We start from the raw sequence: 12,812 nt of genomic DNA on the forward strand, positions 1-12,812 counted from the left end.
CATCGTTCGCAGGTACTTGCGTCGTTCATCAATGGTCATCTGTTCGTCGCTGGACATGGTTCCCTCGGTAACATTATCTTTTGAGTGAACCATACCCCCTCGGTAACATTTTGCGTGAAAGAATACGGACCCTTGACACCGGCACATCGCTACGCTAACATATCAACGCAACGGTGCGGGGCAGTAGCTCAGCTGGTTAGAGCACTCGCCTGATAAGCGAGAGGTCACAAGTTCGAGTCTTGTCTGCCCCACCTGTTTTTGTTCCCGGGGATGTAGCTCAGTGGGAGAGCGCCTGCTTTGCAAGCAGGATGTCAGGGGTTCGAATCCCCTCATCTCCATGTTTTGTTTTCCCGCCTGTAGGCTGCAACCGGCCCGGCGTAGGGATGTCGTCGTTTGACAGACCACCGGGAGACCCGTATACTACGACAAATGGGTGTACAGGAAGCAGGCTGGGAGTATGCGCGTCGTCCTGAGACAACTGATCCGCTTTCAGAGATGAGGCACGGTGGCTTGGCGCCAGCGTGCTTTTGTTTTTCTGCCGTTGTGAACGCCTGCGGCCAACTCGCCGCAGCCAGGAAAGGAGCGATCTGGTGGACTATGGGATGATCGGCAAGATTGAGAAGGCCAAGCGCTACGCCGAACAGCGCGATCGGATACGGTTCCTGTCCTTTGAAGTCGCCTTCAAAGGCGATAACAGCGATCACACTGTCAAGCACGAACACGGAACCTGGTCCTGCACCTGTAACTTCTTCCAGACCCGCGGCGTCTGCAGCCATACCATGGCCCTGGAAAAGGTCCTGGAAGGCATGCTCGGCAGCGAGTCTGAGGAGCAGGCGTAGCGGGCGTCCAGATCACGCCCCTACCCCACAACTGGATACCACCCGCTTCGGCGACGCTCATCACTGGATGAGCGTCGCGCTTTGCTGGACTGGCCCCCGGGCCACGCCTGCCCCCCCGCTGAGGAAGTACGCAACTGGGCGTGTAATGCAGGTGCAAACGAAATGAGATTGTCCGCAGGCCGGCCGTCGGGTAAAATACCCCCTTGCTCCCGCGCTGGAGCGGGCAACGGCCACAGGAATGGCGGCAGGAGATGCGACGCTGGTTACTAGTGGTACTGGGGCTGGTCTTTAGCGGGTTCTTTCTGTATCTGGGCTTTCGCGGCCTGGACCCCCTCCGGCTATGGGAAGCGATCCGCACGATTGAAGTAGGCTGGCTCCTGCCGGCGACCGCCGTCTACTTCCTGGCAGCTTATATTATCACCTGGCGCTGGTACTACCTGTTGCGCCCGGTGCGCGATGTCCACCCGCACCGCCTGTTCCCGCTGGTGATCGTCGGCTATACCGGTAACAACATCTACCCCTTTCGCATCGGCGAGGTGATCCGCGCCTACCTGCTCAACCGCCAGACCGGGGCCAACATCCCGGCGACCCTGACCACGATCCTGGTCGAACGCGTTTTTGATGGGATCACGATGCTGGCTTTTGTCTTCGCCGCGCTGCTGTTTGTGGAGTTTGATGCCCCCGGCATCCGCTCCGGCGTTATGATCCTGACGGCGGCATTTGTGGTGGCGCTGCTGGCCTTCTTTGCGCTGGCCTTGCGCCCGGCGCTGACCCGTCGTCTGGTGGTAGTGCTGATCGACCGCCTGTTTCCTGCGCGACTGGCTGAGCCGATGCTGGCCCTGGCTGATAACCTGTTGTCCGGTTTGGAGGCGTTGCGCAGCCCGCGTGATCTCATCCTGACCTTTCTGGCCTCGCTGCTAAGCTGGATGGTGGAGGCCAGCACATACTGGATTGTCCTGCATGCCTTCCCCTTCCGGGCCAGCTTTTTCGTCGTGTTGCTGATGGTCGGGCTGGGTAACCTGGCAACCATCCTGCCGACTACACCCGGTTACATCGGCACATTTCACGGAATTGTCGCCCTGGTACTGGTGGCCTTCGGTGTGGAGCAGGCCAGCGCGGCAGCGTATGCGGTGGTCATGCACGCGGTCATCTGGCTGCCGGTGACGGTCGCCGGCGTGGTCACCCTGCTGCATCTGGGGCTGGGCTGGCGAGACTTCGCCCGCGCCCGGCAGGCTGTGGCCGCCGCCCGCCATGACATTCCCTGAGGCGCGGCTGGCCGGAATTTAGCACGTTTTTACCCTATGGTTGTGTCGAACGTTGTACGATCAAAAAGAGTCAGCGGTGTGGCTAACCGATCGCTGGCGGGGAACGGAGGCGCATGAGCGCAAAATTGCAGGTGGCGATCATCGGGGCGGGGGCAGCCGGGCTGGCTGCCGCCTGGGACCTGGCCCGCGCCGGGCACCGCGTCACCGTCTACGAAGGCGGCGCGGAAGTCGGCGGGCTGGCCGCGGGGTTCCGGGACCCGGCCTGGGAGTGGTCGCTGGAAAAGTTCTACCATCACTGGTTTGAGACCGATACCGATATCCTGACTCTGATCGCCGAGATCGGTCAGGCGGACAAAGTGCTCTTCCCCTGGCCGACAACCAGCATCTGGACGGAGAACGGCATCTTCCCGGCGGATAAGCCCCGCCTGGGGAGCGCCCTGCTTTCGCGGGTGATCAATGTGCTGGCCATGCCGGGGCTGTCGCTGCTGGACAGGCTGCGCTTTGGCGTGGTGGGCTTTCTGCTGACCAAATATGCTGGCGGGGTGGCGCTGGAGCGTTACACTGCCGACGCCTGGCTGCGCCGCTGGGTGGGTCGCCGGGCCTACGAGGTCATGTGGCGCCCGCTGCTGATCGGCAAGTTCGGCGCGCTCTATGACCGGGTCAATATGGCCTGGATGTGGGCGCGACTCTACAAGCGTACGGCGCGGCTGGGTACGTACCGGGGCGGCTTCCAGGCCATGCTGGAAGACCTGGCAGCGGCGGTGCAGGGCGCCGGTGCGGAGATCCGGCTCAGCACACCGGTCGAAACGATCCGGCCCGCGCCTGAGGGCGGGCTGGATGTCTCTGTGAACGGTTCGGCGGCGCGCTATGACCGCGTTCTGGTCACCGCCGGGCCGGGTCTGTTGCTGCGCCTGGCGCCCGATCTGCCGGAAGCATACGCTGCGCAGGTGCGCGCCCTGCGCAGCCTGGGGGCAGTGGTGGTCATTCTGGCGCTGGATCGCCAGCTGATGACCGATGGCACATACTGGCTCAACCTGCCTGCCAATAGCCCGGACAAAGAGGCCAACCCCTTTCCTTTCCTGGCGCTGGTGGAGCACACCAACTATGTCCCACCGGAACACTTCGGCGGCGATCACATTGTGTATCTGGGCGATTACGTCCCCGCTGATCACGAATACTTCCGCCTGGACGAGGACGCGCTGGCGGAACGTTTCATCCCGGCGCTGACAAAGGTCAACCCGGCTTTCCGGCCGGCCTGGATCCGGCGACGCTGGGTGTTCCGTGCGCCATACGCCCAGCCTGTGCCGTTTGTCAACCATTCGCGTCACATTCCGCCGATCAGAACACCGCTGGACGGGCTATACTGGGCGAGTATGAGCCAGGTGTATCCCTGGGATCGCGGCACCAATTACGCTGTGGAGATCGGGCGGCGCGCCGCCCGCCTGCTGGCTGAATAAGCGTTTGCGATGGGGGGGGAGACAGGCAGATGAGCATTGGACGCGAGTTTATGCTGAAGACCCGCTACGCGCAGATGGGGCCATCCGACCAGTCACAGGGCGTGCCCCAACCACCGCTGGAAAAGCCCGTCCCGCTGGGTGCGACACGGCTGCCCCTGCCGGAAGCAGCGGCTGCTGCGCCTGCGCCGCTATCCTTCCTGGACCTGGTGACGCGCCGCCAGACCCTGCGCCGCTACGCGCCGACACCGCTAAGTCTGGCCGAACTGGCCTACCTGCTGTGGTGCACACAGGGCGTCAAGAAGGTCACCCCGACCAACACGCGGCGCACCGTACCTTCTGCAGGCGCACGTCATGCCTTTGAGACAATCGTGCTGGCCAACCGTGTCGAAGGACTGGCGGCGGGCCTGTACCGTTACGGCGCCCTGGCCCACGATCTGATTGTCCTTGGCGCCCCGGCGGATATCGCCGCGCAGGTCATGGCCGCCTGCCTGGATCAGCAACAGGTTGTCGATAGCGCAGTCACCTTCATCTGGGTGGCGGATGTCTACCGGATGCAGTGGCGTTATGGCGAGCGCGGTTACCGCTACCTGCACCTGGATGCCGGGCATGTCTGCCAGAACCTCTACCTGGCGGCGGAGTCGATCGGCTGCGGCGTGTGCGCGATGGCCGCCTTTGACGACGAGCGCCTCAACAACCTGCTGGGCCTGGATGGCGAAACCGAATTTGTCATCTACCTGGCGTCAGTGGGCCGGCGGGAGGATACCTGAGACAGAATGGAACACTGGGAACGCTGGATGGAAGAGCCTGACCCGATCAAGGTGATCGAAGTGGCGCAACCGGAGCGGATGCTCGACGCCCGTTCCAAGACGGCGATGCTGACCATCGCCACGTGGGCGGATTTCTTCCGCGTCGATGAACAGTGGCACGCCCTGCACCAGTGGCGGCTGTGGAAGCACGGCAGGGTGGTCAACGAGGTCAGCCATCTGGGAGAATATACGACCCGCCTCGGTGACGTGCTGGCTGTCTGCCCGCTGGAAAGCGATGACATCGTCTGCCGGGTGCAGGTCACTGAGATTCGAATGGTCGATTGCGATCGGCTGACTGAGCAGGAACTGGCCGAACTGGGTTATACCAGCCGTGAGGAATACCATCGCCAGTGGCGCGAGATGACCGAAGATTCCTCCAGAGGATGGTTCATGCGGGTGATGCTGCTCTCCGATCGCTCCACCATCCTGCAGTGAGCAGCGCCAGTCAGTGAGGATTCGGCGGGGTACGGGTGTACTGATCAGCGGCGCCGGGGCAGGGTCACGGCCTGCCCCGGCCAGATGGGAAGAAAGCCAGCGGTGTAACCCTGCTGGCCGGTGACGTAAGCGCGCCGGATTCCGGCGCTTGAGGCTGTTGCACAACGAAAACAGAAGGAAAGCAAGCCCATGAAGAATATCGCGGTTATCGGAGTAGGGTATGTCGGCCTGGTCACAGCGGCAGCCTTTGCCGATCTGGGCAACCGCGTGGTTGCCCTGGACATCAACGAGGAGAAGATCGCCCGTCTTAAGCAGGGCATCATGCCCATTTACGAGCCGGGCCTGCAGGAGATGGTGGCGCGTAACGTCCGCGCGGACCGCCTGTCCTTCACGACGGCCTATGACGAGGCGCTCAGAGAAGCAGAGTTCGTCTTTATCTGTGTGGGGACGCCGGAAGGCGTCGATGGCGAGGCCGACCTGCAGTACGTGCGTATGGCCGCCGAATCGATCGCCCGCACCATGGATCATCCGCTGATCGTCATCAACAAGAGCACCGTGCCGGTTGGCACGGGCGACTGGGTGGCCGACATCATCCGGGAAACCCAGCCGCGTCCGATCCAATTCGCTGTGGTGAGCTGCCCCGAATTCCTGCGGGAAGGCTCCGCTATTAACGACTTCATGAATCCGGACCGCACCGTACTTGGCTCCGAGGATCGCTCGGCGGCGGACGCGGTGGCGCAATTACACCTGCCGCTGCGCGCCCCGATCGTGGTCACCGATCTGCGCACGGCAGAGATGATCAAGTACGCTTCCAACGCCTTCCTGGCGACCAAGATCAGCTTCATCAACGAGATCGCCAACATCTGCGAAAGTCTGGGCGCGGACGTGACCGAAGTTGCCCGCGGTATGGGCTTTGACAAGCGCATCGGCAGCCAGTTCCTGAACGCCGGGCTGGGCTATGGCGGCTCCTGCTTCCCCAAGGATGTCAAGGCGCTCAAGCACATGGCTCAGGTGCGCGGCAAGCACCCGCAACTGCTGGACGCGGTGATCCAGATCAATGACTTCCAGCGCAAGGCCGCGGTGATCAAGGTGCGCGAACTGCTCGGCGGCAGCGTCCAGGGCAAGACGATCGGCCTGCTGGGGCTGGCCTTCAAGCCCGGCACCGACGATATGCGCGAGGCGCCTTCCCTGACCATTGCCGAGATGCTGCGGAACGAGGGCGCTACCGTGCGCGGCTATGACCCGGTCTCGATGGAGAACGTGGCCCGCACCCACCCCTGGATCGAGTTGAAAGGCAACGCCTATGAACTCGTGGAGGGATGCGACGCGGTGATCGTCGTCACTGAGTGGAACGAGTTCAAGCAACTGGACATGGAGCGGGTACGCCACCTGATGGCCGCGCCGAATCTGGTGGATGGCCGCAATATTTACGATCCGGCTACCATGCGCCAGTACGGCTTCAACTACCGGGCCATCGGGCGCGGCTACAACGGCGAAGGCGTCACCAACGGCGGCTGATCCGCCGCCCTGGATACCGGCCTACAGGCGCGCCCCTCAGCTTTGGAGGGCGCGCTTTTTCATCCGGATTCCGGACCTTGGTATCGCATGAGAATCGCGCCGGGCTTCCCCCACTCCCGGGTATAATCGGGTTCAGGATCGCTTGTATCGTACTGGACATATCGGCAGGATTTCTACGTGGAGGACACCATGGCAGCCAGAATCACCAAATCCGAAGATCAATGGCGGGCTGAGTTGACCCCGGAACAGTACCGCATCCTGCGCCAGAAGGGCACAGAGCGCCCTTTCAGCGGCGAATACGTGCACGCCAAAGCGGATGGGACGTATGTCTGCGCCGGGTGCGGCCAGCCGCTATTCCGTTCTGAAACTAAGTATGATTCCGGGTCCGGCTGGCCGAGCTTCTGGGATGTGATTGACCAGGGCAACGTTGAGCTGCATCTCGATACCAGCTACGGGATGCGCCGCACCGAGGTGACATGCAGCCGCTGCGGCGGGCACCTGGGCCATCTCTTTGACGACGGCCCGCAGGAAACCACCGGTCTGCGCTACTGCATCAATTCGGCATCGCTGCGGCTCAAGCCGGACGGCGACCAGAGCTAACCTTCGCCGGGGGCGGGGCGCAGTCTCGCCCCCATCGCTACCCAGGGGGGACAATGCTGCGGGTTGGGCTGGATCTCATCTCTATCGCGCGCGTAGCCCGCGCCCGCGCCCGTTTCGGCGAGCGCTTCGACCAGCGTTTTTTCACGCCAGAGGAACTGGCCATCTGCGAGGGTGACCTGCGCCGGCTGGCGGCGCGCATCGCCGCCAAAGAAGCGGCAGCCAAGGCGCTGGGCTGCGGGATCGGGGATGTGCGCTGGATCGACCTGGAGATTACGCGCGACGAGCGCCAGCGGCCGCTGTTGCGCCTGCACGGCCAGGCGGCGACCCTGGCAGAGGCGCTGGGCCTGAATGGCTGGGAAGTCAGCCTGACCCATGAAGGGGACACCGCCGGCGCGGTAGTGGTCATGCTGGGCTGATCGTGGTCTTCAGGCCGGGTGACTGCCGTCAGCAGGCGGGGCTGAGCGCCCTGCCCGGCGGCGGTCGCGTTCCACCAGCGGCGGCAGGCTCATCCCCAGTAATCCCACCAGTATGGTCACAGTATTGGCGATCAGGCGGCCCGGCCCGGCGGCAGCAAGTACAGCATCGATGGTGTTGCGGTACAGCAGAATCGCCCCTTCGTAGGCGCTTTGCAGGCCGAACAACAGCGCCAGCAGGCCGATGACCGCCCAGGCGGCACGCAGACCGCGCGCCAGCCCTTCGCTGATAACCGGGGCCAGCCCCAACCTGCCCAGCAGCGGATCCAGGGCGTAATGCAACGTGATGCCCAGCACAGCCAGGGCGGTACTGATCAGCCAGACCGGGCTGATCAACAGGGCGATGATCGCCGCTGCGCCCCGTTCGATGGCCAGGGTGCTGGTCACGCCAACCGCCAGCGCCGCGCTGATCAGCTGTGCCCCGGCCAGAACCAGACTGATCGTCAGGCTGAGGGCCAGAATCGCCCAGGGAATCCAACCCGCCAGGCGGATGCCTCCCAGCCGGGCCGCGTACAGCCGTCCCAGCGCCACCCACGCGCCAGCCGCTGTGCTGACCATAATCGGGCCGGTAAACAGAAGCAGGGAATCCATAAGCGCCTTATCCGGTTAATCTCTCAGTCACGCCGCCTGGCGCGGTTTGCTTCAGACTTCCCCCAGCGCCTGGACAAGCTGGCGCAGGGCGGGCCGGTATTCGCCACTGAAGTCGATGCGCGGGGCGCGGCGCAGGGCGTCCGGTACGGGGATGTTCCCGACCTGTGCAACGATGATGCGCTTTTTATGCTGGCGGAAGTATTCCCAGGCCTGGCGGGCAGGGACAGAGTTAAGCGTCGCCGCCGACAGGATCACCAGCAACTGCGTGCAATCCTCCAGCGCGGGATGTACGCCGCTGGCCCAGGCAATATCGCCGTTGGTGGCGCGGGGCAGCCAGGTGGCCACACCCAGGTTGTTGAGGTCACTGGAGAGCCGATGGGCCAGCGGGGCGTCAACGTCAGCATGGGCGATGTAGGTGGTCGCCACAGCGCGGACGGGGCGGCTCTGCCGCGCGGCAGGGCCATCCGCGACAGCAGCGCGGACAGGAGCTGGCTGCCGGAGGCTGGCGTGAGCGTCAGTGCGCCCCATGCGGAAGATGGTCGTACCGCACACCGGGCAAACCCCGCGCGTGCCAGGAGCACCCCGGCGCGTCCAGACAGGCCGGGGGTCTTCCATCTCGACCGTATCCCGGCAGCGGACGCAATAGGCTTCAATGGGTTCCGGGTCGTCGTATTCGTCGGCAAAGTCGGGCATCGGCAGCCTCCTCCTTGCGGGCGGACGGACCAGCGACCTGAAGAATCACCACGCAGAGGGGCAACGAATCCGCCGCCCCGTCTGCGTGGAGATGAAACCAGGGAAATCATCAGCCCAGCCGGGCCGATCCAGCGGGCAGCCCGGCTGCCACCGGCCCGCAAACCTGCTCAGGCACTCAGGCAGGGCACTCAGCCAAGGGGGTTAAGTCTCCCCTGGCAGTCCATTCACCCTGACCCTGCCTGCCCCACCCCTGCGTCTGTCCTGCCGGCCTGCGGCAAGCGACTGAGCGACTAACGCTTGGTGTAGGTCGGGGCCTTGCGAGCGCGCTTGAGACCGGGCTTCTTGCGTTCCTTGATGCGCGGATCGCGAGTCAGCAGGTCGCCTTCGGCGCGCAGGACACTGCGCAGTTCCGGGTTAAGCTTGATCAGCGCGCGGGCCATACCCAGGCAGATGGCGTCCGCCTGGCCGGTGATGCCGCCGCCGCGCACATGCACGGTGACGTTGAGGGCCTTTTCCATGCCGGTCGCCCGCAGCGGCTCCAGCACGCGATTGACATCGTTCTCGCGGGTCAGGAACTCTTCCGCCGCCTTGTCGTTAATCAGGATGTTGCCACTGCCACCCGGATAAATGCGCACCCGTGCGGTCGCTCTCTTGCGACGGCCAACGCCTTCATAATACTGTGTTGACATAGTCTGTCCTCAGCCTTACAGTTCCAGCTTCTTGGGCTGCTGCGCCTGGTGCGGGTGTGTCTCGCCCGCGTAAACCTTGAGCTTGCTGAGCATCTGCCGACCGAGCGCGTTCTTGGGCAGCATGCCCCGCACGGCCAGCTGGATGACGCGCTCCGGGTGCTTCTGGAGCATGACCCGCAGCGTTGTTTCCTTGAAGCCGCCGGGGTACATCGAATGACGATAGTACATCTTGTCGGTCAGCTTCTTGCCGGTAACATGAATACGGTCGGCATTGATGACAATCACATAGTCCCCGGCATCCACATTAGGGGCGTACTGGGGCTTGTGCTTGCCCTTCAAGATCACCGCGATCTGCGAGGCGAGACGCCCAAGCGTGAGACCTTTGGCGTCCACCACCCACCAGTCGCGTTGAATCTCGGCGGGTTTGGTGACATAGGTGTTGATACGCATGTTGCCACTCCACTTCATTGCGGGGCGTCTCACAGCCCGCATCAATACTCCACACTGACCAGAGTCAAGCCATGCGGCGGGGCGGTTGGCCCTGCCCGGCTACGGTCGGCTGCCGCCAGCGCCGCGGCAAACGCCTCCAGGGACATCGCGCCGCGCCCGACTTCGACCAGCGTGCCGACGATACTGCGCACCATCCGCTGCAAGAAAGCATTGGCGGTGATGGTGTAGCTGCTCAGCGCGCCATCGGCCCAGTCCAGCTCAGACCGCATCACCTGGCGGCGGGTATGGCCCACCACGTCGGGATCATCCTCGCCGGGCGGCTGGCCGAAGGTGGCGAAGTCATGCTCGCCGATCAGCATGGCCGCCGCAGCCTGCATGGCCGCGCCATCCAGCGGGACGACGATCTGCCAGGCGTAACGATCCCACAGCGGCTGGCGGATCCGCCGCCGGTAGAAGCGGTAGACGTACGTCCGCCGCCTGGCGCTGAAGCGGGGATGAAACCCCGGCGGAGCGACGGCGATCGTCTGCAGCGCGATATCAGTTGGTAATTGAGCGTTGAGCGCCCGGAGGAGGGCGTCAGGCTCATGCCGCCAGTCCACATCGAAGGCGATCACCTGCCCGCTGGCGTGGACCCCGGCGTCGGTTCGGCCAGCGCCGATAACCGTGACCGGCCTTCCGTTGAGGCGTTGCAGCGCCTCTTCCAGGGCGGCCTGGATGGTGGGCGTCGCGCCAGCCTGGCGTTGAAAGCCACGGTAGGCGCTGCCATCGTAGGCCAGGGTTGCCCGGAAGCGCGGCATCGCACTCAGCCCCGGCGACCGGCTTACTCTTCTGGCCGATCCACCAGCTCGATCAGCACCATCTCGGCGCGGTCGCCATTGCGGAGCCCCACCTTGAGCGTCCGCGTGTACCCGCCGGGGCGGTTCTCGTAGCGGGGCGCCAGCACGTCAAACAGCTTCTGCACGGAGTCGCGGTTGTTCAGGCGGGCCAGGGCGATACGCCGGGCATGCACCCCGCGCTCCGGCTGTTCATGAGCCAACCCACGCTTGGCCAGGGTGATCAACTTCTCCGCCTCACCCTGGATGGCTTCCGCCTTGGCACGGGTGGTCTGGATCCGCTCGTGGCGGATCAGCTCGTTCATCAGGTTCCGCCGCAGGGACTTGCGTTGATCCTTGTTGCGGTTCAGCTTCTTGCCTGCAATACGGTGTCGCATAGTGTCACTCTACTCTTGTCGGCTAGGGCGTCCCGGTCGTCAGCACACAGCTCAGGGAGGCTAGGCTTCCTCGGTCTCGTCGACCGGGTAGCCCTTTTCCTTGAGCTTCTGCTTCAGTTCGGAAAGCGATTTTTCGCCAAAGTTGCGGATGGCCAGCATAGCGTCCTGGCCGCGCTCCAGCATCTCCAGCACCTCACCGACGGTGGTGATGCCGGTACGCTTGAGCGAATTAAAGACGCGCACGCTGAGGTCCAGGGTCTCGATCGGCAGGTCGTACGTTTCGTGCCGGACGCTTTCCTCCGGCTCCTCAACCGGCTCCATCTCCAGGAAGGTTTCCGCGCTGACGCCGGCGATGGCCCGCAGCTGGTTGATCAGAATCTTGGCGGCCTCGCTCATGGCCTCGTCCGGGCGGATGGTGCCATCCGTCCAGATTTCCAGGATGAGCCGGTCGTAGTTGGTGTGCTGGCCAACGCGGGCCTGCTCGACCTCGTAGTTCACGCGCCGGATCGGGCTGAAGATAGCATCAACCGGCAGTTCGCCGATGGCCAGGCGCTCGCGGTTTTCCACGGGGCTGTAGCCGCGCCCGGTGCTGGCGGTGAACTCGAAGTCGAGGTTGGTATCCTCGCCGTCGGCGGTGAACAGGTACAGGTCGGGGTTGATGATCTCAACCTCCGGCGGGCAGACGATATCCGCCGCCGTGACCACGCCAGAGCCGCGCACTTCCAGGGTCAGGTGGGCGGTATCGACGTCGTACATCTTCAGCCGGACCTGCTTGAGATGGAGGATGATCTGGGTCATATCCTCCCGCAGGCCGGGCACAGCGGAAAACTCATGGGCGACATCGGTCACGCGCACGGACGTGATGGCCGCGCCGGGCAGCGAGGCCAGCAGCACCCGCCGCAGGGCGTTCCCCACGGTGATGCCATACCCACTCTCCAGCGGGCTGATGATGAACCGCCCATACTTCTGGGTATTGGCGTCAGCTTCGATCTTCGGCAGCACCATGCTGCCAGTGATATTGCTCGTCAAAGAAACCCCCTCCTCTGCTCACGCTGAGGTTCCGGGTATAGGGCGGGGCGGGGGACGGTCGCCCCCCACCGCCGGTTGCGTTTAGCGCGAGTAGTACTCCACAATCAACTGGTCGTTGATTGTCAGATCGATGTCGCTGCGTTCCGGACGGCGCAAAACGGAACCACTCAACTCGGTCGTGTTGAGGGCCAGCCACTCCGGGACGGGCGGGCGGTTTTCCAGGGCGCTGCGCAGGTCACGGAAATACTGCCGCTTGCGGCTGCCCTCGCGCACAGCCACCACGTCGTTGGGGCCAACAATCAGGGACGGGATATTCGTCCGCCGGCCATTGACGGTGAAGTGCCCGTGACCAACCAGCTGGCGGGCATGGGCGCGCGATTCAGCGAAGCCGAGGCGGTAAACCACGTTATCCAGGCGCGATTCCAGGATGGAAAGCAGGTTGGAGCCGGTCAGGCCGGGGCGACGCTGCGCTTCCCGGAAGTAACGGCGGAACTGGCGCTCCAGCACGCCGTAAATCCGACGGGCCTTCTGCTTTTCGCGCAACTGGCGATGATAGTCCGAAGCGCGTCCGCGCCGGAACTGAGCATCACGGCCATGCTGGCCGGGGGGATAAGCACGCCGTTCGAAGGAGCATTTCGGTGAAAGGCAGCGGGAGCCTTTCAGGAAAAGCTTTTCCCCTTCTCGACGGCAGAGTTTACAAACGGGGCCACCAAAGTGTGCCATAGCTGTTCGTCATCCTCCGCGTAAAGACGGTTCA

The 12,812-nt window shown here is 63.9% G+C and carries 16 protein-coding genes and 2 tRNA genes; 10 read left to right on the plus strand and 8 right to left on the minus strand.

Annotated elements, in window-relative coordinates:
• Positions 1-177 precede the first annotated feature (177 nt).
• From HPY64_05180 to acpS, 10 genes are all read left to right on the plus strand, one after another.
• Positions 178-251: transfer RNA gene (locus tag HPY64_05180), tRNA-Ile, on the plus strand.
• Between the two features lie 15 nt (positions 252-266).
• A tRNA-Ala gene (locus tag HPY64_05185) sits at positions 267-338 on the plus strand.
• A gap of 252 nt (positions 339-590) precedes the next feature.
• Positions 591-839, plus strand: a complete 249-nt coding sequence (locus tag HPY64_05190; GenBank protein NPV66523.1) for a hypothetical protein — start codon at positions 591-593, stop codon at positions 837-839.
• 251 nt (positions 840-1,090) lie between these two features.
• Positions 1,091-2,104 carry a flippase-like domain-containing protein gene (locus tag HPY64_05195; protein ID NPV66524.1) on the plus strand — a complete coding sequence of 338 codons (1,014 nt, stop codon included), beginning with the start codon at positions 1,091-1,093 and terminating at the stop codon, positions 2,102-2,104.
• 125 nt (positions 2,105-2,229) lie between these two features.
• Positions 2,230-3,561 carry an NAD(P)/FAD-dependent oxidoreductase gene (locus HPY64_05200; protein NPV66525.1) on the plus strand — a complete coding sequence of 444 codons (1,332 nt, stop codon included), beginning with the start codon at positions 2,230-2,232 and terminating at the stop codon, positions 3,559-3,561.
• 29 nt (positions 3,562-3,590) lie between these two features.
• Positions 3,591-4,328 (plus strand): SagB/ThcOx family dehydrogenase, encoded by a 738-nt coding sequence (locus tag HPY64_05205; protein NPV66526.1) that lies wholly within the window; start codon positions 3,591-3,593, stop codon positions 4,326-4,328.
• 6 nt (positions 4,329-4,334) lie between these two features.
• Entirely contained in the window at positions 4,335-4,802 is a 468-nt protein-coding gene (locus HPY64_05210) for a hypothetical protein (GenBank protein NPV66527.1), read from the plus strand.
• 189 nt (positions 4,803-4,991) lie between these two features.
• On the plus strand, positions 4,992-6,320 hold the full coding sequence (locus tag HPY64_05215; GenBank protein ID NPV66528.1) for a UDP-glucose/GDP-mannose dehydrogenase family protein: 1,329 nt from the start codon (positions 4,992-4,994) through the stop codon (positions 6,318-6,320).
• A 189-nt stretch (positions 6,321-6,509) separates the two neighbouring features.
• On the plus strand, positions 6,510-6,920 hold the full coding sequence (gene msrB, locus HPY64_05220; GenBank protein NPV66529.1) for a peptide-methionine (R)-S-oxide reductase MsrB: 411 nt from the start codon (positions 6,510-6,512) through the stop codon (positions 6,918-6,920).
• Positions 6,921-6,973: 53 nt separating this feature from the next.
• Positions 6,974-7,336 carry a holo-ACP synthase gene (gene acpS, locus HPY64_05225; GenBank protein NPV66530.1) on the plus strand — a complete coding sequence of 121 codons (363 nt, stop codon included), beginning with the start codon at positions 6,974-6,976 and terminating at the stop codon, positions 7,334-7,336.
• Positions 7,337-7,345: 9 nt separating this feature from the next.
• Here the strand turns inward: acpS and HPY64_05230 are convergent, their stop codons facing one another.
• The 8 genes from HPY64_05230 to rpsD all read right to left on the minus strand — a co-directional run bounded on the left by HPY64_05230 (position 7,346) and on the right by rpsD (position 12,778).
• Positions 7,346-7,984, minus strand: coding sequence for a hypothetical protein (locus tag HPY64_05230; GenBank protein NPV66531.1), 639 nt, complete (start codon positions 7,982-7,984; stop codon positions 7,346-7,348).
• A 51-nt stretch (positions 7,985-8,035) separates the two neighbouring features.
• Entirely contained in the window at positions 8,036-8,677 is a 642-nt protein-coding gene (locus tag HPY64_05235) for a toll/interleukin-1 receptor domain-containing protein (GenBank protein ID NPV66532.1), read from the minus strand.
• 290 nt (positions 8,678-8,967) lie between these two features.
• On the minus strand, positions 8,968-9,366 hold the full coding sequence (rpsI, locus tag HPY64_05240; protein NPV66533.1) for a 30S ribosomal protein S9: 399 nt from the start codon (positions 9,364-9,366) through the stop codon (positions 8,968-8,970).
• Between the two features lie 15 nt (positions 9,367-9,381).
• A complete protein-coding gene (gene rplM / locus HPY64_05245) occupies positions 9,382-9,816 on the minus strand; it encodes a 50S ribosomal protein L13 (protein ID NPV66534.1) in 435 nt (144 codons plus the stop codon).
• A gap of 41 nt (positions 9,817-9,857) precedes the next feature.
• Positions 9,858-10,613 (minus strand): tRNA pseudouridine(38-40) synthase TruA, encoded by a 756-nt coding sequence (truA, locus tag HPY64_05250; GenBank protein NPV66535.1) that lies wholly within the window; start codon positions 10,611-10,613, stop codon positions 9,858-9,860.
• 23 nt (positions 10,614-10,636) lie between these two features.
• On the minus strand, positions 10,637-11,026 hold the full coding sequence (gene rplQ, locus HPY64_05255; GenBank protein ID NPV66536.1) for a 50S ribosomal protein L17: 390 nt from the start codon (positions 11,024-11,026) through the stop codon (positions 10,637-10,639).
• Between the two features lie 60 nt (positions 11,027-11,086).
• The gene (locus tag HPY64_05260; GenBank protein ID NPV66537.1) at positions 11,087-12,031 is read right to left on the minus strand and encodes a DNA-directed RNA polymerase subunit alpha; all 945 of its coding nucleotides are present in this window, start codon (positions 12,029-12,031) and stop codon (positions 11,087-11,089) included.
• A 105-nt stretch (positions 12,032-12,136) separates the two neighbouring features.
• A complete protein-coding gene (gene rpsD / locus HPY64_05265; GenBank protein NPV66538.1) occupies positions 12,137-12,778 on the minus strand; it encodes a 30S ribosomal protein S4 in 642 nt (213 codons plus the stop codon).
• Positions 12,779-12,812: the final 34 nt, after the last annotated feature.

The sequence above is a fragment of the Anaerolineae bacterium genome (assembly GCA_013178165.1).
Lineage (GTDB): Bacteria > Chloroflexota > Anaerolineae > Aggregatilineales > Ch27 > Ch27.